The sequence below is a fragment of the Pseudomonas sp. Xaverov 259 genome (genome assembly GCF_019352915.1).
Classification (GTDB): Bacteria; Pseudomonadota; Gammaproteobacteria; order Pseudomonadales; family Pseudomonadaceae; genus Aquipseudomonas.
Genome location: NZ_JAAAFV010000018.1, coordinates 229,098 through 250,900 on the forward strand (window position 1 = coordinate 229,098; position 21,803 = coordinate 250,900).

Below are 21,803 nucleotides of genomic sequence, written 5' to 3' on the forward strand. Positions count from 1 at the left end.
AGCCCGCCTTGTAGCTGATCGTTCCCACGCTCCGCGTGGGAACGCATCTTGTGACGCTCCGCGTCACGCCTCAAGAGCGGACGCAGAGCGTCCCTGTCGGCATTCCCACGCGGAGCGTGGGAACGATCATCATCGGTGTTGCCTTTAGATCGGGCAGGTCACGCCGGTACCGCCGATCCCGCAATAGCCTTGCGGGTTCTTCGCCAGGTACTGCTGGTGGTACGCCTCGGCGAAATACACCGTCGGGGCTTCTTCGATTTCCGTGGTGATCACACCCAGGCCCGCCTTGGTCAATTCAGCCTGATAGGCATCGGCGCTGGCCTTGGCCGCCTCCAGATGCTCAGGTTTCACCGCGTAGATCACCGAACGGTATTGGGTGCCGATGTCGTTGCCCTGGCGCATGCCCTGGGTCGGGTTGTGCAACTCCCAGAACATTTTCAGCAGTTCTTCATAGCTGATCTTGTCCTGGTCAAACACAACCAATACCACTTCGCTGTGGCCGGTGAGGCCCGAGCAGACTTCTTCGTAGGTCGGGTTCGGCGTGTAGCCGCCGGCGTAACCGACCACGGTGCTGACCACGCCGTCGCGCTGCCAGAACCGCCGTTCGGCACCCCAGAAGCAACCGAGGCCGAAGATCGCGAACTCTACGTTGTCGACAAACGGGCCGAGCAGCGGGTTGCCGTTGACGAAGTGAGTTTCCGGCAGGTTCATCGGCGTTTCACGGCCAGGCAAAGCTTGTTCTTGAGTCGGCAGCACGTTTTTGTTCACCAGAATTTCCGAGCGCAAGACCATGATCAGTCCTCTCAGTCAGATTGAGTTATGTATTAAGACAGACAGCCAGTGTGCCCGAGTGTTACAGCGCTGTCAGGCGATTGGCCCGCGCGGGTAGCGTTTAAGCTTTTCCAGCAGCTCTGCGCCGGGGATCGGCCGGTCGAACAGGTAGCCCTGGCCCACATCGCAGCGATGGCGGCGCAGGAACGCCAGCTGTTCGGCCGTCTCGATGCCCTCGGCCACTACTTTGAGCTTGAGGTTGTGGGCCATGGCGATGACCGCCGAGGTGATTTCCATGTCGTCCTGGTTGTCCGGGATTTCGTGGATAAAGCTGCGATCGATCTTGATGATGTCGATGGGGAATTTTTTCAGGTAGCTCAGCGACGAGTAACCGGTGCCGAAGTCGTCCATGGCCAGGGTCAGGCCGAAGCTTTTCAACTGGTCCAGTTGCAGGCGCGTGTCTTCGGTGGCTTCCAGCAGCAAGCCCTCGGTCAGCTCCAGCTCCAGCAGGTTGGCCGGCAGTTGTTCTTCCTTGAGGATGGTGGCGATCGACGCCACCAGGTCCGGGTCGGAGAACTGCTTGGGCGACAGGTTGATCGCCACCTGCAAATTACCCATGCCGCCTGCGCTCAACTGCTTGCTCATGCGGCAAGCCTGGCGCGCGATCCATTTGCCAATGGGGATGATCAACCCGGTTTCTTCGGCCACGCTGATGAACTGGTCGGGGCGGATCATGCCCTTTTCCGGGTGGTTCCAGCGCAGCAGCGCTTCCATGCCCAGCAAGCGGCCACTGCGCAGGCACAGCTTGGGCTGGTAGAACACATCCAGCTCGTTTTGGGTCAGGGCGCGGCGCAGGTTGTTTTCCACGAACAGTTTGTAACTGGCCTCGGCATTCAACGCCTCGGTGAAGACCTGCACCTGATGTTTGCCGTTGGCCTTGGCCTTGTGCAGCGCCAAGCCGGCGTTACGCATCAGCGTCTGCGGGTCGCGGCCGTGCAGCGGCGCGCAGGCCAGGCCCACGGAGCCGGTGACGCTGATCAACTGGTTGTCGACGAACATCGGCTTGTCGAGGGTGGTCAGCAATTGGCTGGCCACCTGTTGGCCGGTCTCGAGGTCGGTGTCGTCCAGCAGCACCGCAAATTCGTTACTGGCAAAACGCGCCAGGCTGCCGCCAGCACTCAGGCTGTTGCGCAGGCGCCGGGCCAGGCTGATCAGCAGTTTGTCGCCGGTCTGGTGGCCGAGGCTGTCGTTGATCCGCTTGAAGTTGTCGATGTCCACCAGCAGCAGGCTGATCGGGCTGTCGCTGTCGCGGGCGAAGCGTTCATCAAGGTTGCGGATAAACGCCGGGCGGTTGCCCAGGTTGGTCAGGTTGTCGGTGTAGGCCAGGCGCTCGATACGCTGCTGCGCGAGCTTGGTCTGGGTGATGTCTTCGTAGATGCCGATGTAGTGGGTCAACTCACGGTTGTCGCCATACACCTTGGAGATCGACAGCTGGCCCCAATAGGGTTCCAGGTTTTTGCGCCGACTCTTGAATTCACCTTGCCAGCTATTGCTCTTGGCCAGGCTCGACGGCGCGTCGAACAGCAGCTCACTGAGGTTTTCCAGGGCCGGCAGCTGCGCCAGGCGATGGCCGTGGACTTCTTCGGCGCTGTACTGGGTGATCGCGGTAAAGCTTGGGTTGACGTACTCCACCACGCCGTCGCAATTGACCAGCAAAAAGGCGTTGGCGCTTTGCTCGACTGCACGCTGGAACAGGTGCAGGGCGCTGGTGGCGGTGCGGCGGTTGTGGTTGTTGATCACTTGCGCGAACTGGTCTGCCAGCTCACCGGCAAAGGCGATTTCATCCGACTGCCAGGCACGCGAGCTGCCACTTTGCTCCAGGCACAACACGCCGACCACCTGGCCATCCACGCGGATGCTGGCGTCGAGCATGGCGTGGACATCCTTGGCGCGCAGGCTCTCGGCCATTTCCCGGGTACGCGGGTCGCGCATCGCGTGGGTGGCGTCGATTGCACGGCTTGAATGCAGGGCTTCGAGGTAATCCGGGAAGCCGCTGGCGTCAATCGCTTCGGGCAAGTGGTGCTGCTGGTCGTCGCGGTGGTAGGCCGAGATCGGCACCAGGCGCTGGCCTTCGAGATTCCAGATGCTAGCGCAGTCGATCTGGTAGATATCGCAGGCACTGCGGGTGATCAACTCGGCGGCTTCTTGCAGCGAATTCGGCGTGGTGTAGCGCTGGCGCGCGAGCAGCAGAATCAGCTCCTGTTGGGCGCGTACCCGTTCAAGGTGTTGCAGTTGTTCCTGCTGGGCACGCTGGTTGAGTTCCAGGGCGATCTGCAGGCGGCTGTTCTGGTTTTCCAGGTCGGCGGTCGGCGCGGCGGCGGGGATTTCGCTGAACAGGCCGTCGACCACCATCAGGTAGCCGCGCAGCAGGTGGCGATTGTGTTGTTTATACGCCTCGCCCATTTCCAGCAGGCTCAGAGGCCCATCGTTGGTGTGCAGGGTGTAGCGCACCAGGTAATGCGGGCTATGGGCCAGTTGCTGCTGGATGGTGTCGTGCAATTGATAGCGCGCCTGGGGTTCCATCAGGCTGGCGTAAGGGGTGCCGATCAAGGCACACAGTTCCACCGCCGGCAGGCCGAATTGGCGCTCGCAATTAGGGTCCAGGTACAAAAGCGCCCAGCTTGCCTCATTAAGCCGCTCGAAACGCAGCATACCGAGGCGCGAAGGCACCGGTAATTGCGTCACTACCTCGGCCGCCATACGGGCGACATCGGGTTGGCTTTTCATGGGGGAAACTCGCTTGGGAAGATGCGCACGGCGCCGGGCTCACGCCCTCTTTACTGTCACCTGCGGCAAGGTTGCATCATGCAGCACGCACTGACAAGAGAGGATGAAGGCTAAGTGCTATATGTGTGTTATCGGCCGCGAAGGGGATTTCTGCAATCGGGGTGATGGAAGGTGTACAAACCTGTTTTGCGTGTTTAACAAACACCCAAAAAAAGCCCCGCCAAGTGGCGGGGTTGAGGTACGAGCGTGGCGCTCGGAAATCGGTGCTGCCAAGCCTTCCCTGTGAAGGGAAGGCTTGTTGAGGCTTACAGCAAGATGGTGCGGATGTCGTTGAGCAGTTGGCTCAGGCGCTGTGTGAAGCGAGCAGCAGCAGCGCCGTTGATGACGCGGTGATCGTAGGACAACGACAGCGGCAGCATCAGCTTCGGCTGGAACGCTTTACCGTCCCACACTGGCTGGATAGTGGCCTTGGACACACCCAGGATCGCCACTTCCGGCGCGTTGACGATTGGCGTGAAGCCAGTGCCGCCAATGTGACCGAGGCTGGAGATGGTGAAGCACGCGCCTTGCATGTCGTCGGCGGTGAGCTTCTTGTCGCGGGCTTTGGCAGCCAGCGCAGCAGCTTCAGCGGCGAGTTGCAGCAGGCTCTTCTGATCAACGTTCTTGATCACAGGAACCAGCAGGCCGTCCGGGGTATCCACCGCGAAACCTACGTTCACGTACTTCTTGCGGATGATCGCCTTGCCGCTTGGTGCCAGCGAACTGTTGAAGTCCGGCAGCTCCTTGAGCAGGTGCGCGCACGCCTTGAGCAGCAGTGGCAGCACGGTCAGTTTCACGCCGGCTTTTTCGGCCACGGCTTTCTGCGCAACGCGGAAAGCTTCCAGGTCGGTGATGTCGGCCTGGTCGAACTGAGTCACGTGCGGGATGTTCAGCCAGCTGCGGTGCAGGCTCGACGCGCCGATTTGCATCAGGCGGGTCATCGGCACTTCTTCGGTCTCGCCGAAGCGGCTGAAGTCCACGACCGGAATCGGTGGAATGCCCGAGCCGCCCGTAGCAGCGCCGGCAGCCGGAGCTTCCTTGGCCTTCTGCATCATGGCCTTGACGTAAACCTGCACGTCTTCCTTGAGCACACGACCGTGAGGGCCGGTGGCCGACACAGCGTTGAGCTCAACACCGAACTCACGGGCCAGCTGACGCACGGCAGGGCCGGCGTGAACCTTGGCACCGCTTGGCGCAAGTGCGGCAGCCGCCGGAGCCGGTGCGGCCTCGGCTTTTGCAGCAGGTGCGGCAGGTGCAGCAGCGGCCGGAGCAGCTTCAGCCTTGGCAGCCGGAGCAGCAGCCGGTGCTGGCGCAGCAGCAGGTGCGGCGCCTTGTACTTTGAGCTTGAGGATGAAGTCACCAGTGCCGACTTCGTCTTCCAGCTTCACCGCGATGCTTTCCACCACGCCGGCAGTCGGCGAAGGGATTTCCATGGAGGCCTTGTCGGACTCCAGGGTGATCAGCGACTGGTCGGCTTCGACGGTATCGCCGACTTTTACCAGCAGCTCAATGATCTTGGCCTTGCCCGACGAGCCGATGTCCGGAACATGAATGTCCTGAACAGTGGCGGCGGCAGGTGCGGCAGCCGGAGCTGGAGCAGCCTCGGCAGCAGCGGCAGGTTTTTCAGCAGCAGGTGCGGGTGCGGCAGCGGCAGCCTGGGCTGGCGCAGGGGCCGCATCAGCGGCACCTTCGATTTCCAGTTCCAGCAGTTCGTCGCCTTCTTTCAGGCGGTCGCCCAGCTTCACTTTCAGGCTCTTGACCACGCCGGCCTTGGGAGCAGGGATTTCCATGCTCGCCTTGTCCGACTCCAGGGTCAGGATGCTCTGGTCGGCTTCGACGGTGTCGCCGACCTTCACAAACAGCTCGATTACTTCACCTTCACCGCTGCCGATGTCAGGTACGCGAATGAGTTCGCTCACAAAAAATCTCCTCAGCAGTCCAGTGGGTTGCGTTTTTCCGGGTTGATGCCGAACTTGACGATAGCGTCAGCCACCACCTTAGGTTCGATCTCACCACGGTCAGCCAAGGCTTCCAGGGCTGCCAACACCACGAAGTGACGGTCAACTTCGAAGAAGTGACGCAGCTTCTTGCGGCTGTCACTGCGGCCGAAACCGTCGGTGCCCAGGACTTTGAATTCCTTGGACGGGACCCACTGGCGAATCTGTTCAGCAAACAGCTTCATGTAGTCGGTAGAGGCGATGACTGGACCTTTACGGCCGGCCAGGCACTCTTCGACATAGCTCTTGGCGGGTTTCTGACCTGGGTGCAGGCGGTTGTTGCGCTCCACCGCCAGGCCGTCGCGACGCAGTTCGTTGAAGCTGGTAACGCTCCACACGTCAGCGCCGACGTTGAACTCTTCACGCAGGATCTTCGCCGCTTCACGCACTTCACGCAGGATGGTGCCGGAGCCCATCAGCTGCACGTGGTGCGCTGCTTCTTTGGTGTCTTCTTCGAGCAGGTACATGCCCTTGATGATGCCTTCCTCAACACCGGCCGGCATGGCAGGTTGCTGGTAGGACTCGTTCATCACGGTGATGTAGTAGAAAACGTCCTGCTGCTCTTCGGTCATCTTCTTCATGCCGTCCTGGATGATCACCGCCAGCTCATAGCCGTAGGTTGGATCAAAGGTGCGGCAGTTCGGGATGGTGGCAGCCAGGATGTGGCTGTGACCGTCTTCGTGTTGCAGGCCTTCGCCGTTCAGCGTGGTCCGGCCGGCAGTACCGCCGATCAGGAAACCACGGGTACGGCTGTCGCCTGCTGCCCACGCCAGGTCGCCGATACGCTGGAAGCCGAACATCGAGTAGAAGATGTAGAACGGCAGCATCGGCTGGTTGTGGCTGGAGTACGAAGTACCGGCAGCGATGAAGGAGCTCATGGCGCCCGCTTCGTTGATGCCTTCTTCGAGGATCTGGCCCTTCTTGTCTTCCTTGTAGAACATCACCTGGTCTTTATCGACTGGCTCGTAGAGCTGGCCGACGGAGGAGTAGATGCCCAACTGACGGAACATGCCTTCCATACCGAAGGTACGGGCTTCGTCCGGGATGATCGGGACGATACGCGAACCGATTTCCTTGTCCTTGACCAGCTGCGCCAGGATGCGCACGAAAGCCATGGTGGTGGAGATTTCACGGTCGCCCGAGCCGTCCAGGATAGCCTTGAGGGTATCGAGTGGCGGAGTAGGGATGTCGAAAGACTTGGCGCGGCGCTGTGGCACGAAACCACCCAGTGCAGTGCGACGCTCGCTGAGGTAGCGGGCTTCGGCGCTGTTTGGCTCTGGCTTGAAGAACGGCAGGTTCTCCAGCTCTTCGTCCTTGACCGGGATGTCGAAGCGATCGCGGAACAGCTTCAGGCTTTCAACATCAACTTTCTTGGTGTTGTGCGCGGTGTTCTTCGCTTCGCCGGCACCGGTGCCATAACCTTTGATGGTCTTGGCCAGGATGACGGTCGGTTGTTCTTTGTGGTTGACCGCTTCGTGGTACGCCGCGTAGACCTTGTACGGGTCGTGGCCGCCACGGTTGAGTTTCCAGATCTCGTCGTCGGACAGGTCTGCAACCATCGCCTTGAGTTCTGGCGAGTTGAAGAAGTGTTCACGTACGAACGCGCCGTCTTTGGCTTTGTAGTTCTGGTACTCGCCGTCGATGACTTCGTCCATGCGACGTTGCAGGATACCGTCGACGTCTTTGGCCAGCAGTGGGTCCCAGAAACGGCCCCAGATAACTTTGGTCACGTTCCACTGAGCACCGCGGAACACGCCTTCGAGTTCCTGGATGATCTTGCCGTTGCCGCGAACCGGGCCGTCGAGGCGCTGCAGGTTGCAGTTGATGACGAAGATCAGGTTGTCGAGCTTCTCGCGGCCGGCCAGGGAGATGGCGCCCAGGGATTCCGGCTCGTCACACTCGCCGTCGCCCAGGAAGCACCAGACTTTCTGCTTGCCTTCAGGGATGAAGCCACGCGCTTCCAGGTACTTCATGAAGCGTGCCTGGTAGATCGCCTGGATCGGGCCAAGGCCCATGGATACCGTCGGGAACTGCCAGAAATCAGGCATCAGCCAAGGGTGCGGGTACGACGACAGGCCGTTACCGTCCACTTCCTGGCGGAAGTTGTTCATGTGTTCTTCGGTGATGCGGCCTTCCATGAACGCACGGGCGTAGACGCCTGGCGAGGTGTGGCCCTGGAAGTAGATCAGGTCGCCGCCGTGTTCGTCGGTCGGGGCCTGGAAGAAGTAGTTAAAGCCTATGTCATACAGGGTTGCGCTGGAAGCGAAGCTGGAGATGTGACCGCCCAGGTCAGAATCTTTCAAGTTCGTGCGCATTACCATCGCCATGGCGTTCCAACGTACCAGCGAGCGAATGCGGCGTTCCATGAACAGGTCGCCAGGCATGCGTGCTTCGTGGGTAACGGGGATGGTGTTGCGGTATGGCGTGGTGATGGCGTAAGGCAATTGCGAGCCGCTGCGGGTCGCGAGTTCGCCCATACGGGTCATCAAATAGTGAGCACGGTCTTCGCCTTCTTTGTCGAGAACCGATTCCAGGGCGTCCAGCCATTCCTGGGTTTCGACGGGATCGAGGTCTTGCATGGCTTGCTCCAGGGCGGAAAGGCTACCAGAATCGGTTGCCTGAAGTTTGCGACTGGCCTTGTGGGCAGACGACATAAATTCTTGGATGGCCGAAGGTTGCTTCGGCGTCCTGTAGTTTTACTACAAATCGTCGGCCATTTCAGCCTTTCGAATGTATATACGAGTAGTAAAACTACACAAGACTGAGCGTATGGCTCGGTCTGGCTGGTGAGCATAATCGTTATTGTTGATCATTTGCGAACAAGAAAAGGTGAAAGTTTGATGTTGGCTGCCAAGATGAAATTAATTTCAGCTATTTCTAACCTTTGTTCGACAGTCCTTCACCAAGCGTGGTTCTTGCCTTCACAACAACACGCCTTTTGCGCGCCGATCAAGGATAGACCATGAGCCTTCCAACGCTAGCCGACCTGCCGGCCATTCTCTTGCCTTTTGCCCAGCGGGCCGAGCAGTCATTTCGTGACGCAGTGGCCGCGCTGGACGCCGATCATGGACTTTCTGCGTGGACGCCGCAACGGTGGGCCGACCTTGCCCGGGTGTGCGCCGCCAGTGATTTCGTCATTGAACAGAGCCTTCGTGACCCTTTGATGTTGCTTGAGCTGGTGGCCTGGGGCGAGCTGGACCGCGGCTTTGCGCCCGGTGAGCTGTGCAGCCAGATCGCCGGGGCCGTGCAACAGGCCGAAACAGAAGATGAGCTGGGCCGGGTGCTGCGCCGCCAGCGCACGCGCCAGCAAGTGCGCATTATCTGGCGCGACCTGACCCGACAGGCGGACCTGGTGCAAACCTGTCGCGACCTCTCCGACATGGCCGACGCCAGCATCGACCAGGCTTACCAGTGGCTGTACCAGCGCCACTGCGTGCAGTTCGGCACGCCCACCGGCCGGCGCAGCGGCGAAGCCCAGCACATGGTCATCCTCGGCATGGGCAAGCTCGGCGCGGTGGAGTTGAACCTGTCGTCGGACATCGACTTGATCTTCGCCTACCCCGAAGGCGGCGAAACCGTGGGCGTGAAGCGCGCGCTGGACAACCAGGAGTTTTTCATTCGCCTTGGTCAAAAATTGATCAAGGCGCTCGACCCGATGACGGTCGATGGGTTTGTGTTCCGCGTCGACATGCGCCTGCGGCCCTATGGCTCGGCCGGTGCGCTGGTGCTCAGCTTCAATGCGCTGGAACAGTACTACCAGGATCAAGGCCGCGACTGGGAACGTTACGCCATGATCAAGGCGCGTGTGGTGGCCGGCGACCAGGTGGCTGGTGCGCAACTGCTGGATATGCTGCGCCCGTTCGTTTACCGCCGTTACCTGGATTTTTCCGCGATTGAAGCGCTGCGCACCATGAAGCAGCTGATCCAGCAGGAAGTGCGGCGCAAGGGCATGGCCGAGAATATCAAGCTGGGCTCGGGCGGCATCCGCGAAGTGGAATTTATCGCCCAGGCGTTCCAGTTGATCCACGGTGGCCGCGACCTGAGCCTGCAACAGCGGCCGTTGCTCATGGTGCTCGGCACGCTTGAAGGCCAGGGCTACTTGCCGCCTGCGGTGATCGCTGAACTGCGCAATGGCTATGAATTCCTGCGTTATACCGAGCACGCGATTCAGGCGATTGCCGACCGTCAGACGCAAATGTTGCCGGACAGCCCGGAAGACCAGGCGCGCATCGCCTTTATGCTGGGCTTTGCCGACTGGGCCGCGTTCCATGAGCGCCTGATGTATTGGCGTGGCCGGGTGGACTGGCACTTCCGCCAGGTGATTGCTGATCCTGACGAAGAAGAAGGTGAAGAAAGCGAGCTGGTGGTGGGCGGGGAGTGGTTGCCATTGTGGGAGGAGTCCCAAGACGAAGACGCCGCTTGTCGCCAGTTGGCCGAGGGTGGTTTTACCGACGCGCCCAAAGCCCTCAAAGCCCTGGCTGGCCTGCGTGGCAGCCCGCAGTTGCGCGCCATGCAGCGCCTCGGTCGCGAGCGGCTCGACGCCTTTATTCCGCGCCTGCTGGCCCAGGCCGTCGAGCACGCCAACCCGGACCTGGTGCTCGAACGCGTGCTGCCGTTGGTGGAGGCCGTGGCGCGACGCTCTGCTTATCTGGTGCTGCTGACCGAAAACCCCGACGCCCTGCGCCGCTTGTTGACGCTGTGCGCCGCCAGCCCGTGGATTGCCGAGCAAATCACGCGTTTCCCGCTGCTGCTCGACGAGTTACTCAACGAAGGCCGCCTGTTCAAGCCGCCTTTGGCGCCGGAACTTGCCGCTGAGCTGCGTGAGCGCCTCACACGCATCCCCGAAGATGACCTTGAGCAACAAATGGAAGCCCTGCGTCACTTCAAACTGGCCCACCGCCTGCGTGTAGCCGCCTCGGAAATCGCCGGCAGCCTGCCGTTGATGAAGGTCAGCGACTATTTGACCTGGCTCGCCGAAGCTATCCTCGAACAAGTGCTGGCCCTGGCCTGGCGCCAGACGGTCGCCCGCCATGGCTCGCCACAGCGCGTGGACGGCAGCCTGTGCGACCCAGGGTTCATTATTGTGGGTTACGGCAAAGTCGGCGGCATTGAGCTGGGGCATGGCTCGGACCTTGACCTGGTGTTCATCCACGACGGCGACCCACAGGCCGAGACCGACGGCGCCAAACCCATCGACGGCGCGCAATTCTTCACGCGCCTGGGCCAGCGCATCATTCACTTGCTCACCACCCAGACCAACTCCGGGCAGCTATATGAAGTGGATATGCGCCTGCGACCTTCCGGCGCCTCCGGTTTGCTGGTCAGCTCGCTTGGGGCGTTTGAGCGCTATCAGGAAAATGAAGCCTGGACCTGGGAGCATCAAGCCCTGATCCGCGCGCGGGTGCTGGTGGGCAGCCAGGATGTGGGCCATGCGTTTGAACACGTCCGGGCTAAAGTGCTGGGGCGCGAACGTGACTTGGCGAAGCTGCGCCAGGAGGTCAGCGAGATGCGTGCCAAGATGCGCGACAACCTGGGCACCAAGGCCACGGCTGCCGGCACGGGTGCGAATGCCTTCGAGCCGACGACCGTGTTCGACCTCAAGCAAGACGCCGGAGGTATCGTCGATATTGAATTTATGGTGCAATACGCGGCTTTGGCGTGGTCTGCGCAACATCCATCGTTGCTGCGCTATACCGACAATATCCGCATTCTGGAAGGCTTGGAGCAGGTCGGGCTGATGCCCGCCGCCGATGCCCATCTGCTGCGTGAGGTGTATAAGGCCTACCGTTCCGCCGCGCACCGCCAGGCTTTGCAAAACGAGGCCGGCACGGTAGCCGGGGATCAGTTCGCCGACGAGCGGCGCCAGGTGAAGCGCATCTGGAATGAACTGGGGTTAAGCTGATTAATTAAGTGGCTCCAATTTAATGTGGAAATCGGCTTTATGTGGGAGCCGGGCTTGCCCGCGATGCAGACGCCTCGGTACTTCAGCCATACCGAAGCGATGCCATCGCAGGCAAGCCAGCTCCCACAAAAAGCGCGATCTACAATCATTGTCGATGCGGGGAGGCATAAGCCTCCCCGCATCGTTTGTGGAAACTACATGAATATTCTGATCGTTGGGCCTAGTTGGGTCGGTGACATGGTGATGGCGCAGACACTGTTCCAGTGCCTCAAGCAACGCCATCCCGACTGCCAAATCGACGTGCTCGCCCCTGAGTGGAGCCGGCCGATTCTTGAGCGCATGCCCGAGGTGCGCGCGGCCTTGAGCTTCCCGCTCGGCCACGGCGCCCTCGAATTGGCGACGCGCCGGCGCATCGGCAAATCCATGGTCGGCCAGTACGACCAGGCGATTTTGCTGCCCAACTCGCTCAAGTCGGCGCTGGTGCCGTACTTTGCCGGCATCCCTGAACGTACCGGCTGGCGCGGCGAGTTTCGCTACGTATTGCTCAATGACGTGCGCACCCTCGACAAGGCGCGCTACCCGCTGATGATCGAGCGTTTCATGGCGCTGGCCTACGAACCCGGCGCCGAGTTGCCCACGCCGTACCCGCGCCCCAGCCTGCAGATCGATCCGCTGAGCCGTGACGCGGCGCTGGCCAAGTTCGGCCTGGCGCTCGACCGCCCCGTGCTGGCGCTGTGCCCGGGCGCCGAGTTTGGCGAGTCCAAGCGCTGGCCGTCGGAGCATTACGCCAAAGTCGCCGAGATGAAGATTCGCGAAGGCTGGCAGGTGTGGCTGTTTGGTTCGAAGAAGGACCACCCGGTCGGCGAAGACATTCGCCAGCGCCTGATCCCCGGTTTGCGTGAAGAAGCGGTAAACCTCAGTGGCGACACGTCGCTGGCCGAGGCTATCGATTTACTCTCCTGCGCCGACTCAGTCGTGTCCAACGACTCCGGCCTGATGCACGTGGCCGCCGCGCTGAACCGCCCATTGGTGGCGGTGTATGGCTCGACGTCGCCCGGTTTTACCCCGCCTTTGGCCGACAAGGTTGAAGTGGTGCGCCTGGGCCTGGATTGCAGCCCGTGCTTTGAGCGTACCTGCCGTTTTGGCCATTACAACTGCATGCGCCAGTTGCTGCCGCAGCCGGTCAACGAAGCCTTGCAGCGGTTGCAGGGTTCTGTGGTTGAGGTCCATTAGTTTGCGCGTATTGGTAGTCAAGACCTCATCCCTGGGCGATGTGATCCACGCCTTGCCGGCATTGACCGACGCGGCGCGGGCGATCCCTGGCATCCGCTTTGACTGGGTGGTGGAAGAAGGCTTTGCCGAGATTCCCACCTGGCACCCGGCCGTGGACAAAGTGATCCCTGTGGCGATTCGTCGCTGGCGCAAGAACATCTGGCAAACCATCAAGAGCGGTGAATGGCGGCGCTTCAAGCAGAGCGTGCAGTCGACCAAATACGATTTGGTGATCGATGCCCAAGGGCTGCTCAAAAGCGCCTGGCTGACGCGTTATGTACGCGCGCCGGTGGCCGGTTTCGATAAAAATTCTGCTCGTGAACCGATGGCTGCGCGTTTCTACTCGCGCCGCCTGGCCGTGGCCCGTGGGCAGCATGCGGTAGAACGCTTGCGCCAGCTGTTCGCCGTGGCGCTGGGTTATGACTTGCCCAAAGGCCTGGGCGACTACGGCCTCAGTGTCGACAAGTTGCTTGGCCTGCCGCCAAAAAAACCCTTTGTACTGCTGCTGCACGGCACCACCTGGGACACCAAGCACTGGCCCGAAGCCTACTGGCGTGAGCTGGCCGAGCGCATGGGCCGCCTGGGCGTGGACGTGAAATTGCCATGGGGTAATGCCGCCGAAAAGGCCCGCGCCGAGCGTTTGGCCCAAGGCCTGCAAAACGCCGAAGTGCTGCCCAAACTCAACCTGGCTGGCGTCGCCCGGGTGCTGGCCGGTGCCCGCGCCTGTGTGGCGGTGGACACGGGCCTGGGGCATTTGGCCGCCGCGTTGGACGTGCCGACCATCTCCCTGTTCGGTCCCACCAACCCGGGCCTGACCGGCGCCTACGGCAAGGGCCAGATTCACTTGGCCAGCGACTTCCCGTGCGCGCCGTGCCTGCAAAAAACCTGTACCTATCAACCGACGGCCGACGACCTGCGTCGGTTCGACATCAAGCGCGAGTCGCCCCTGTGCTTCACGCGCTTGAACCCTGAGCGTGTGGCAAGCCGACTGAGCACGTTGTTATTGGCTGAGGAGCTGCACTGATGCAACTGGCTTTTGTTTTGTACAAATATTTCCCCTTCGGTGGCCTGCAGCGCGACTTCATGCGCATCGCCCTGGAGTGCCAGCAGCGCGGCCATACGATTCGGGTCTACACGCTGATCTGGGAAGGCGACATTCCGCCCGGCTTTGAAGTGCTGGTGGCGCCGGTCAAGGCGTTCTTCAACCATCGGCGCAACGAGAAGCTGTTGGCCTGGATGGAAGCCGACCTGGCCAAGCGTCCGGTGGACCGTTTGATCGGCTTCAACAAAATGCCCGGCCTGGATGTGTACTACGCCGCCGACGGCTGCTTTGAAGACAAGGCGCAAAACCTGCGCCACTCGCTGTACAAAAGCTTTGGCCGTTACAAGCACTTTGCCGAGTACGAGCGTGCGGTGTTCGCCAAGGACGCCAAGACCGAAGTGTTGATGATTTCCGAAGTGCAGCAACCGCTGTTCATCAAGCATTACAACACGCCGCTGGAGCGCTTTCACTTGTTGCCGCCGGGCATTGCCCAGGACCGTCGCGCGCCGCCGAATGCGGCTGAAATCCGCGAAGGTTTCCGCAAGGAATTCAACCTGCGCGACGACGAGTTGCTGCTGGTGCAAATCGGTTCCGGCTTCAAGACCAAGGGCGTCGACCGCAGCCTCAAGGCCGTGGCCGCGCTACCGGCCGAGCTTAAAAAACGCACGCGCCTGTTTGTAATTGGCCAGGACGACCCCAAAGTATTCCAATTGCAGAGCGCCACGTTGGGGCTGGGCGATAACGTGCAGTTCCTCAAGGGCCGCAGCGATATCCCGCGTTTCCTGCTGGGTGCCGATCTGTTGATTCACCCGGCGTACAACGAAAACACCGGTACCGTGTTGCTCGAAGCCCTGGTGGCCGGGTTGCCGGTGCTGGTCTCGGCGGTGTGTGGGTATGCCCACTACATTGCTGAAGCCGACAGCGGGTTGGTGCTGGATGAGCCGTTTGAACAAGCGCAGCTCAACCAGTACCTGTCCCGAATGCTTACCGACACTGCACAGCGCGCGGCCTGGGGCCGCAATGGGTTGGCCTTCGCCGAGACGGCCGACCTCTACAGCATGCCGCAGCACGCGGCAGATGTGATTCTGGCGGAGCCGAAACGATGAAGTTGATTCTTGCCGAACCGTTCAAGACGTTATGGGCCGGGCGTGATGCCTTTGCCGAAGTCGAGAAACTGCAAGGCCAGGTATTTCGTGAACTGGCGGCGCGTCGCACCTTGCGTACCGAGGTGGAGGGCCGCCCGTATTTCGTGAAAATCCACCGTGGCATCGGTTGGGGCGAGATCTTCAAGAACCTGATCACCGCCAAGTTGCCGGTGCTCGGTGCCGGCCTGGAATGGTCGGCCATCCACCGTCTGCAGGAACTGGGTGTGCCGACCATGACCGGCGTGGCTTTCGGTGAAAAAGGCAGCAACCCGGCGGACCAGCACTCGTTCATCATCACCGAAGAACTGGCCCCGACCATCAGCCTGGAAGACCTGACCGTCAACTGGGTGGCCGAGCCGCCGGCACCGGCATTGCGCCATGCGCTCACCGCCGAACTGGCGCGCATGGTCGGCGACATGCACCGTGGCGGCGTCAATCACCGCGACTGCTACCTGTGCCACTTCCTGCTGGACACGGCCCAGCCGATCGATGCGCGCACCATCAAACTCTCGGTGATCGACCTGCACCGTGCGCAATTGCGTGCCCATCTGCCGCTGCGCTGGCGCGACAAGGACTTGTCCGCGCTGTACTACTCGGCGCTGGACATCGGCCTGACTCAGCGCGACAAATTGCGCTTCCTCAAAGGCTACTTCCGCCAGCCGCTGCGCCAGATCCTGGCCGAGCAGTCGGCGTCCCTGAGCCTGTTGCAGCGCAAGGCCGACAAGCTGTATGCGCGCAAGCAACGCTTGGGGGATGCGATCTGATGGCGGGTTGGAACCTGGAACCTGCTTACGCCGCCCTGGCGGATGATTTTGGCAGCCTGGAGGCGGTGTTTGCCTTGCAGGGTGAGCGACTGACGCGCGACCCCTTGTCGGAAGTGATTCGGGTGGAGCGTGGCGGGGTCAATTACTACGTCAAGCGCTATGTCGGTGCCGGCAAGGGCTTGCGCCGCTACCTGGGCAAACCTCGGGTGAAGTCCGAGTGGCAGAACCTCAAGCGCTTCGCCAAGTGGGGGATTCCCACCGCCGACGTGGTGGCCTGGGGCCTGGAACGCAAGGGGCTGGCTTATGCGCGTGGGGCGATGATCACCCGCGAGCTGCCCAAGACCGAAGATTTGTCGGTGCTGGCCGATCGTAACGATCCGTGCTTGAAAGACCCGCAGTGGGTCAGCGTGATCAGCCGTCAACTGGCCGAATATACGCGCACGATGCACGAACACCGTTTCACCCATAACGACTTGAAGTGGCGCAACCTGCTGGTTGACGATAACCGCACCCTGTACCTGATCGATTGCCCCAACGGCGATTTCTGGCGCGGTTTCTGGCTCAAGTACCGTATTACCAAGGACCTGGCCTGTCTGGACAAGGTTGCCAAGTATCACTTGTCGGCCACCCAGCGCCTGCGTTTCTACATGCAATACCGCCAACGCACACACCTGACGGCTTCGGACAAACAGCGAATCCGCCATGTGGTGAAGTTTTTCGAGGGGCGCGAATGACTGATTTCCTGGCGGCCGATGATCGCGCATTGCTTGCGCGCCACGGCCTGGCTGACTTCGATGCGCTGTGGGCCAGGCAACTGGACGCGGTGGATGAACCCAATACCAGCGACGGCGGCTGGAGCAGCGTGTTTCGCCTGGAGCTTGAGGGCCAGGGTTACTACCTCAAGCGTCAGAGCAACTACCTGACGCGTACGCTCACCAAACCGTTTGGCGAGCCGACGTTTGCCCGCGAGTTCCGCAATATCAGCCGCTACCGGAAGCTGGGTATTCCGGCGTTGCAGGCGGCGTTTTTCGGTGAGCGCAAGGTGGCCGGCGAGCATCGCGCGATGCTGCTGACCCGAGCCCTGGACGGCTGGAATGACCTGGACTCATTGCTCGAGCAATGGCCGCAACTGAGTGACGCCCAGCACCGTGCGATCCTGCTGGCTTGCGGTCAGCTGGCGCGCCACCTGCACAGCGTGGGTCAGGTGCATGGCTGTTTTTACCCCAAGCATATTTTTCTGCAACCGCTCGGAGAGGGTTATGCCGCGCAGTTGATCGACCTGGAGAAAACCCGCCCGCTGTTGTTCGGCCGGCGTGATCGGGTCAAGGACCTGGAGCCATTGCTGCGCCGTGCGCCGCAGTGGTCGGATGCGCAAGTGCGGCAACTGCTGGCGGCGTATCTGGATCAGCCTGAAGACAGCACGCTGGTGGGCGCCTGGTTCGAGCGCCTGACGGCCCGGCGCAGCCACAAGGAGAAGCGCTGATGCGCTTGTCCGAGCTGAAAAAGGCCGGCCGCACGCCCGAGCTGCCGCTGACCATCGAGTTGGCCGACGCCGCAGGCACCGGCCAGTTGCAACTTATTAAACTGTTGCGCGTGTTGCCGGGCGAACGCTACGTGGGCGCCGCCGTCTGGAGCGGTCGCCCGGTGTTGGCCAAATTGCTGGTGGGCAGCAAGGCCGCGCGGCATTTTCAGCGCGAACTCAGCGGCGTGCGCCTGCTGGCCGAACAGGGCCTGACCACGCCACAGTTGCTGGCCGATGGTTTGCAGGAAGGCGAGGGCGGCTGGCTGTTGTTTGACTTTATCGAAGGTGCCGAAAGCCTTGCCGATGCCTGGCAGGCGGTCGAAGGTTTGCCGCCATTGGCGGACGAACAAACCGCTGTACTCGCCGAGGCGTTGGGAGCTATTGCGCAGATGCACGCTAAAGGCTTGTGGCAGGAAGACCTGCACCTGGACAACCTGCTGCGCCAGGACGGCAAGCTGTACCTGATCGACGGCGCCGGGATTCGAGTTGAAGCGGCGGGCAAGCCGCTGTCGCGCAACCGGGTGCTGGAAAACCTTGGCGTGTTCTTCGCCCAGCTGCCGAAAAACCTCGAGCCGTTCACCGAAGAATTGCTGGTGTACTACCTGCTGAGCAACGGCGAGCACGCCTTGCCGCTGCAGGCCCTGGAAAAACAGGTGCGCAAGGTCAGTGCCTGGCGCTTGAAGGACTTTTTGAACAAGGTCGGCCGTGAATGCACGCTGTTCAGCGTGGTGCGTGGCGCCTTTGCCTTGCGTGCGATTCGCCGCGAGGAAGAGGCGGCGATGCTGCCGGTGCTGGAGCAGGCAGACGTGTTGCTCGACCAGGGCCATGTGTACAAGACCGGTGGTGCAGCCACGGTTGCCAAGGTCGAAGCGGGCGGTCGGCCGCTGGTGATCAAGCGCTATAACATCAAGGGGTTTGCCCATTGGCTCAAGCGCTTCTGGCGCCCCAGCCGGGCCTGGCATTCGTGGCGCGAGGGCAACCGTCTGGCATTCCTTGGCATCGCCACGCCCAAGCCGCTGGCCGTGCTGGAAAATCGCTTTTTGTGGCTGCGCAGCCGCGCTTACCTGGTGACTGAATACCTGCCGGGGCCGGACATCATCGAGCGGTTTGCGCCCTATGTTGAGCAGGGCGATGCGCCCGAGCATGAATTGCTGGCCCTGGACCATTTGTTCGCCGAGCTGATCCGCGAGCGCATCAGCCATGGTGATTTCAAGGGCCATAACCTGTTCTGGGCCGAGGATCGCTGGGCGTTGATCGACCTTGACGCCATGTGTCAGCACAGCTCGGTCGCGAGCTTCGCGCCGGCGTTCGCCAAGGACCGCGCGCGGTTTATGCGTAACTGGCCTGAGAGCAGTGCGCTGTACCAACTGATCGATGCGCGTTTGCCCAAGCAGGTGCAATGATCATTCCCACGCTCTGCGTGGGAATGCCGCCCCGGACGCTCTGCGTCCCGCTCCTCAAGCCCCGTGCGAGGTGACGCGGAGCGTCACGGGATGCATTCCCACGCGGAGCGTGGGAACGATCATCAGAACTGATATTCAGCCCCAGCCCCGGCATACCACGACCTTCCCGGCGCCGCTTCGTAGTAGCGGAAGTTGCCGTCCCCAACAATTACCGAACCGACATACTGGCGATCCAGCAAGTTATCCAGGCGCACCGTCTGGTGAAAGGTCCAGTGCTCCACCTTCTGTTCGAAGCGTGCCCGCCAGTTGAACACGCTGTAGCCCGGCGCGGCGCGTTGCTGGTTGGTGTCTTCGACGTAGACCTTGCTGCGGTACAGGCCTTCGAGGGCGGTGCTGACCCAGTCGCGGGGCTTCCAGTTCAGCTCGGCGAAGAGCGTGGTTTGCGGTACGCCGGGCAGGTAGTTGCCCTTCTCGATAGCCTTGCCACTGTTGGTAAAGTCGCTGTCGTAGGTCGCTTGCAGGCGGGTGTAGGCGAGGGTGGTGCTCCACTGTTCGCTGAGCTGGCTTTCCAGGCCCAGCTCGAAACCTCGGCGCAGGGTTTTGCCGGCGTTCTGGTAGGTGGTGCGACCACCACTGGATTGCTGCACGACCAACTCGTCGTCAGTGGTGATCTGGAATAGCGCAGCGTTTAGGCGCGTGTCCTGGCCAAGCTTGGCTTTCAGGCCGATTTCATACTGCTTGCTGACCGACGGCTTGAGCGCAAAGTTAAAGCCGTTGGCAGTGCTCGAATAGGCCGACTCGGCCTGGGTCGGGGTTTCGAAGCCTTTGCCCGCGCTCACATAGCCATGCAGGTCCGGCGTGAAGGCGTACATCACGCTGACCGAAGGCGTGTTCTTCTGGTAGGTCTTGCTGCCGCTGTCATTGCCGTCGCTGGTGAAGTGGTCGTCCACGTCCATCTTCATGCTGCTGTGGCGCAGGCCGGCCTGTAGCGTCCAGTCGCCCAGCAGCCAATTGGCTTGCACGAACGGGTCGAGGCTGGTGGCGGTGTCGATTTCGTCGCGGCCCAGGGCGCCTTTGACGCCGTGTACGCCGTCCAGGGTGTTGGAATAGCCTTGGCGGTCATCCTGGCTGCGGTCGTAATCGAGGCCGGTGATCAGGGTCAACTCGCCGGGGGCGCTGGTGATGGGTTGCAGCCAGTGGACCGAGCCGCCGTAGAACTTACGGTCGAACGCGACTACGCCGCCGCGAGCGTTTGCGGGGTTGGGCGCGCCACTGGCGAATGTGGCCGGAATCGACAGGTACTGAATCACGCTCCTGCGCCCGGTGTATGCATTCACCTGTAGCGTCGCATCGCCGATGTAGCGCTCGTAATTCATGCCCAGTTGCTGATGATCGATGCTTTTTCGCGTGTTGTACTGCAACGCAGCCGGCGCTACCGAGCGTGGATCGGCTTTGTAGGCTTCCCAGGTCTGCCCCAAAGGATCCTGCGTGCCGTTCTGCTCCAGGCTGCTGTAGATCAGCGCTAACTTGCTGTCGTCATCCGGCTGCAAGTTGAGCTTGGCAAAGGTCTGGTCGCGCCGTGCGCTGCTGTGGTCGCGATAACCATTGGTGTCCATACGCGAAGCGTCGAGCACAAAACCTGCGCCGTTCGCCGCGCCTTCGGCGGTGAGGTGGTTTTTGTTCATGCCGTCGCTGCCCACCAGGGTTTCGGCGCCGATGCGTGGCGGGCCTTCGCCGTCGCGGGAAAACATCTGGATCACGCCGCCGGCGTTGCTGCCATACAAGGTGGCGGCCGGGCCGCGCAGCACTTCAATGCGCTCGGCAGTGTCGAGGTTGAAGGTGGCCGCCTGGCCCTGGCCGTCCGGGGTGCTGGCCGGGATGCCGTCGGCGATCAACTTGAGGCCGCGCACGCCAAACGCCGAGCGCGCGCCGAAGCCGCGCGAGGAAATCTGCAGGTCCTGGGCATAGTTCTGGCGGTTCTGTACCACCAGGCCCGGTACGCGGGACAGGGCTTCGGAGGCGTTGATGCCGAGTTGGCCGTCGCTGATTTGCTCATGGCTGATGCTGTCGACTGAATAGGGCAAGTCGAACGTCGGGCTGGCGCTGCGCGAGCCGGTGACCACGCTGGGGTCGAGGACCAGTGGGGCGTCATCGGCCAGGGCGGCATTGCTCAGGGCGAGCAGGCCGGGCAGCAACAAGGTCATGCGGGTGAAGGTTTTCATGGTCAGCCGGGATCTGTGGCGCATAGAAGGTAAACGCGCAAAAGGGCGCGAGTTTAGTGAAATGCTGAGGTTTTACCATTTCGGATTTTTCGTACGTGGTTTGGCGACGTGCCAGGGTGGGGAATCCGATAGCGCGGTGATAGCGTGGCTCATCGTTTGCGAGGGCAGGGCTATGGCAGTAAAAATCACGGCTGCGCTGGGTATTGCCGTACTGATATTGAACGGTTGTGGAACCGTTAACAGCGTTGTCCGCAAGGACGGCGATACCGCCCGTGAACTCAGGCTGATAAAAACGTATTGCCAATCCATACCCCGCGTTTACAGCGGGGTGGCCTTTGATTTTTGTGCGCTGCATGCGGCGCCGGACCCCACTGGGATACTGATACCCGTGGTGCTGCTAGACTTTGCGGTTTCCGGCGTTGCTGATACTGTGATTTTGCCCTATACGATTTATCGGCAAGCGGCCGATGGCAATATCAGTATCTATTGGCGCCCCGACAGCTAGTGAACGGGGGTTGGTATACGAGCGTCGGCCGTGGCCGCGTTTCGCCGTTCAAGACAAAAGGAGCAGTCCGTGAATCGTGGTTCTAAAGCCCTGCTGGTGCTAACGCTCGTGTCGATTACCGGCTGTGGAACGATCAATACCGTATTCCGCCCCGACGCTGTGGCCAGCAAGAGCCTCAAGGATTCGCGCAGCCACTGTGGCAGTGTGCCGCGTATCTACAGCGGTGTGATGTACGGGTTTTGTTATTTGAACAGCGAGCCCAAACCCGAAAAGAGCGCAGAGGACCCAACCTTTGGGCAGCGCGAAAGCAGTATCTTCCCCATCATTGCCATCGAGGCAATCGCCTCGGGCTTGGCGGACACGCTGGTGCTGCCTTACACCGTCTACCGCCAAAGCCAAGACGGCAGCATCGAGATCTACCAGTAACCCGCT

At 61.4% G+C, this 21,803-nt stretch carries 15 protein-coding genes; 10 read left to right on the plus strand and 5 right to left on the minus strand.

Annotation, left to right across the window (positions count from 1 at the left end; translation table 11 throughout):
- Window positions 1–144 precede the first annotated feature (144 nt).
- The 4 genes from msrA to aceE all read right to left on the minus strand — a co-directional run bounded on the left by msrA (window position 145) and on the right by aceE (window position 8,173).
- Entirely contained in the window at window positions 145–792 is a 648-nt protein-coding gene (gene msrA / locus K0H48_RS04120) for a peptide-methionine (S)-S-oxide reductase MsrA (RefSeq protein ID WP_177023473.1), read from the minus strand.
- Window positions 793–864: 72 nt separating this feature from the next.
- The gene (locus K0H48_RS04125) at window positions 865–3,558 is read right to left on the minus strand and encodes a bifunctional diguanylate cyclase/phosphodiesterase (protein ID WP_138817163.1); all 2,694 of its coding nucleotides are present in this window, start codon (window positions 3,556–3,558) and stop codon (window positions 865–867) included.
- A gap of 305 nt (window positions 3,559–3,863) precedes the next feature.
- On the minus strand, window positions 3,864–5,516 hold the full coding sequence (gene aceF, locus K0H48_RS04130; RefSeq protein WP_219266494.1) for a dihydrolipoyllysine-residue acetyltransferase: 1,653 nt from the start codon (window positions 5,514–5,516) through the stop codon (window positions 3,864–3,866).
- 11 nt (window positions 5,517–5,527) lie between these two features.
- On the minus strand, window positions 5,528–8,173 hold the full coding sequence (gene aceE, locus K0H48_RS04135) for a pyruvate dehydrogenase (acetyl-transferring), homodimeric type (protein WP_138817161.1): 2,646 nt from the start codon (window positions 8,171–8,173) through the stop codon (window positions 5,528–5,530).
- A gap of 383 nt (window positions 8,174–8,556) precedes the next feature.
- Between aceE and glnE the strand changes: the two genes are divergently transcribed.
- The 8 genes from glnE (at window position 8,557) to K0H48_RS04175 (ending at window position 18,644) form a co-directional block, all read left to right on the plus strand.
- Window positions 8,557–11,496 carry a bifunctional [glutamate--ammonia ligase]-adenylyl-L-tyrosine phosphorylase/[glutamate--ammonia-ligase] adenylyltransferase gene (gene glnE / locus K0H48_RS04140; protein WP_219266495.1) on the plus strand — a complete coding sequence of 980 codons (2,940 nt, stop codon included), beginning with the start codon at window positions 8,557–8,559 and terminating at the stop codon, window positions 11,494–11,496.
- A gap of 198 nt (window positions 11,497–11,694) precedes the next feature.
- Complete coding sequence (waaF, locus tag K0H48_RS04145; RefSeq protein ID WP_219266496.1) at window positions 11,695–12,729, plus strand: lipopolysaccharide heptosyltransferase II; 1,035 nt, start codon at window positions 11,695–11,697, stop codon at window positions 12,727–12,729.
- A 1-nt stretch (window position 12,730) separates the two neighbouring features.
- Entirely contained in the window at window positions 12,731–13,792 is a 1,062-nt protein-coding gene (gene waaC / locus K0H48_RS04150) for a lipopolysaccharide heptosyltransferase I (RefSeq protein WP_138817158.1), read from the plus strand.
- Window positions 13,792–14,916 (plus strand): glycosyltransferase family 4 protein, encoded by a 1,125-nt coding sequence (locus K0H48_RS04155; protein ID WP_219266497.1) that lies wholly within the window; start codon window positions 13,792–13,794, stop codon window positions 14,914–14,916. The genes waaC and K0H48_RS04155 overlap by 1 nt, the downstream gene beginning before the upstream one ends.
- Entirely contained in the window at window positions 14,913–15,719 is an 807-nt protein-coding gene (rfaP, locus tag K0H48_RS04160) for a lipopolysaccharide core heptose(I) kinase RfaP (protein WP_200431748.1), read from the plus strand. The genes K0H48_RS04155 and rfaP overlap by 4 nt, the downstream gene beginning before the upstream one ends.
- Complete coding sequence (locus K0H48_RS04165) at window positions 15,719–16,453, plus strand: lipopolysaccharide kinase InaA family protein (protein WP_219266498.1); 735 nt, start codon at window positions 15,719–15,721, stop codon at window positions 16,451–16,453. The genes rfaP and K0H48_RS04165 overlap by 1 nt, the downstream gene beginning before the upstream one ends.
- The gene (locus K0H48_RS04170; protein WP_219266499.1) at window positions 16,450–17,202 is read left to right on the plus strand and encodes a lipopolysaccharide kinase InaA family protein; all 753 of its coding nucleotides are present in this window, start codon (window positions 16,450–16,452) and stop codon (window positions 17,200–17,202) included. Before K0H48_RS04165 ends, K0H48_RS04170 begins: the two co-directional genes overlap by 4 nt.
- Window positions 17,202–18,644, plus strand: coding sequence for a lipopolysaccharide kinase InaA family protein (locus K0H48_RS04175; protein WP_219266500.1), 1,443 nt, complete (start codon window positions 17,202–17,204; stop codon window positions 18,642–18,644). Before K0H48_RS04170 ends, K0H48_RS04175 begins: the two co-directional genes overlap by 1 nt.
- A 122-nt stretch (window positions 18,645–18,766) precedes the next feature.
- Here the strand turns inward: K0H48_RS04175 and K0H48_RS04180 are convergent, their stop codons facing one another.
- The gene (locus tag K0H48_RS04180; protein WP_219266501.1) at window positions 18,767–20,866 is read right to left on the minus strand and encodes a TonB-dependent receptor; all 2,100 of its coding nucleotides are present in this window, start codon (window positions 20,864–20,866) and stop codon (window positions 18,767–18,769) included.
- 172 nt (window positions 20,867–21,038) lie between these two features.
- Between K0H48_RS04180 and K0H48_RS04185 the strand changes: the two genes are divergently transcribed.
- Window positions 21,039–21,371, plus strand: coding sequence for a YceK/YidQ family lipoprotein (locus tag K0H48_RS04185; RefSeq protein WP_219266677.1), 333 nt, complete (start codon window positions 21,039–21,041; stop codon window positions 21,369–21,371).
- Window positions 21,372–21,440: 69 nt separating this feature from the next.
- Window positions 21,441–21,797: a YceK/YidQ family lipoprotein gene (locus K0H48_RS04190; protein ID WP_219266502.1), complete on the plus strand. Its 357-nt coding sequence runs from the start codon at window positions 21,441–21,443 to the stop codon at window positions 21,795–21,797.
- Window positions 21,798–21,803 lie beyond the last annotated feature (6 nt).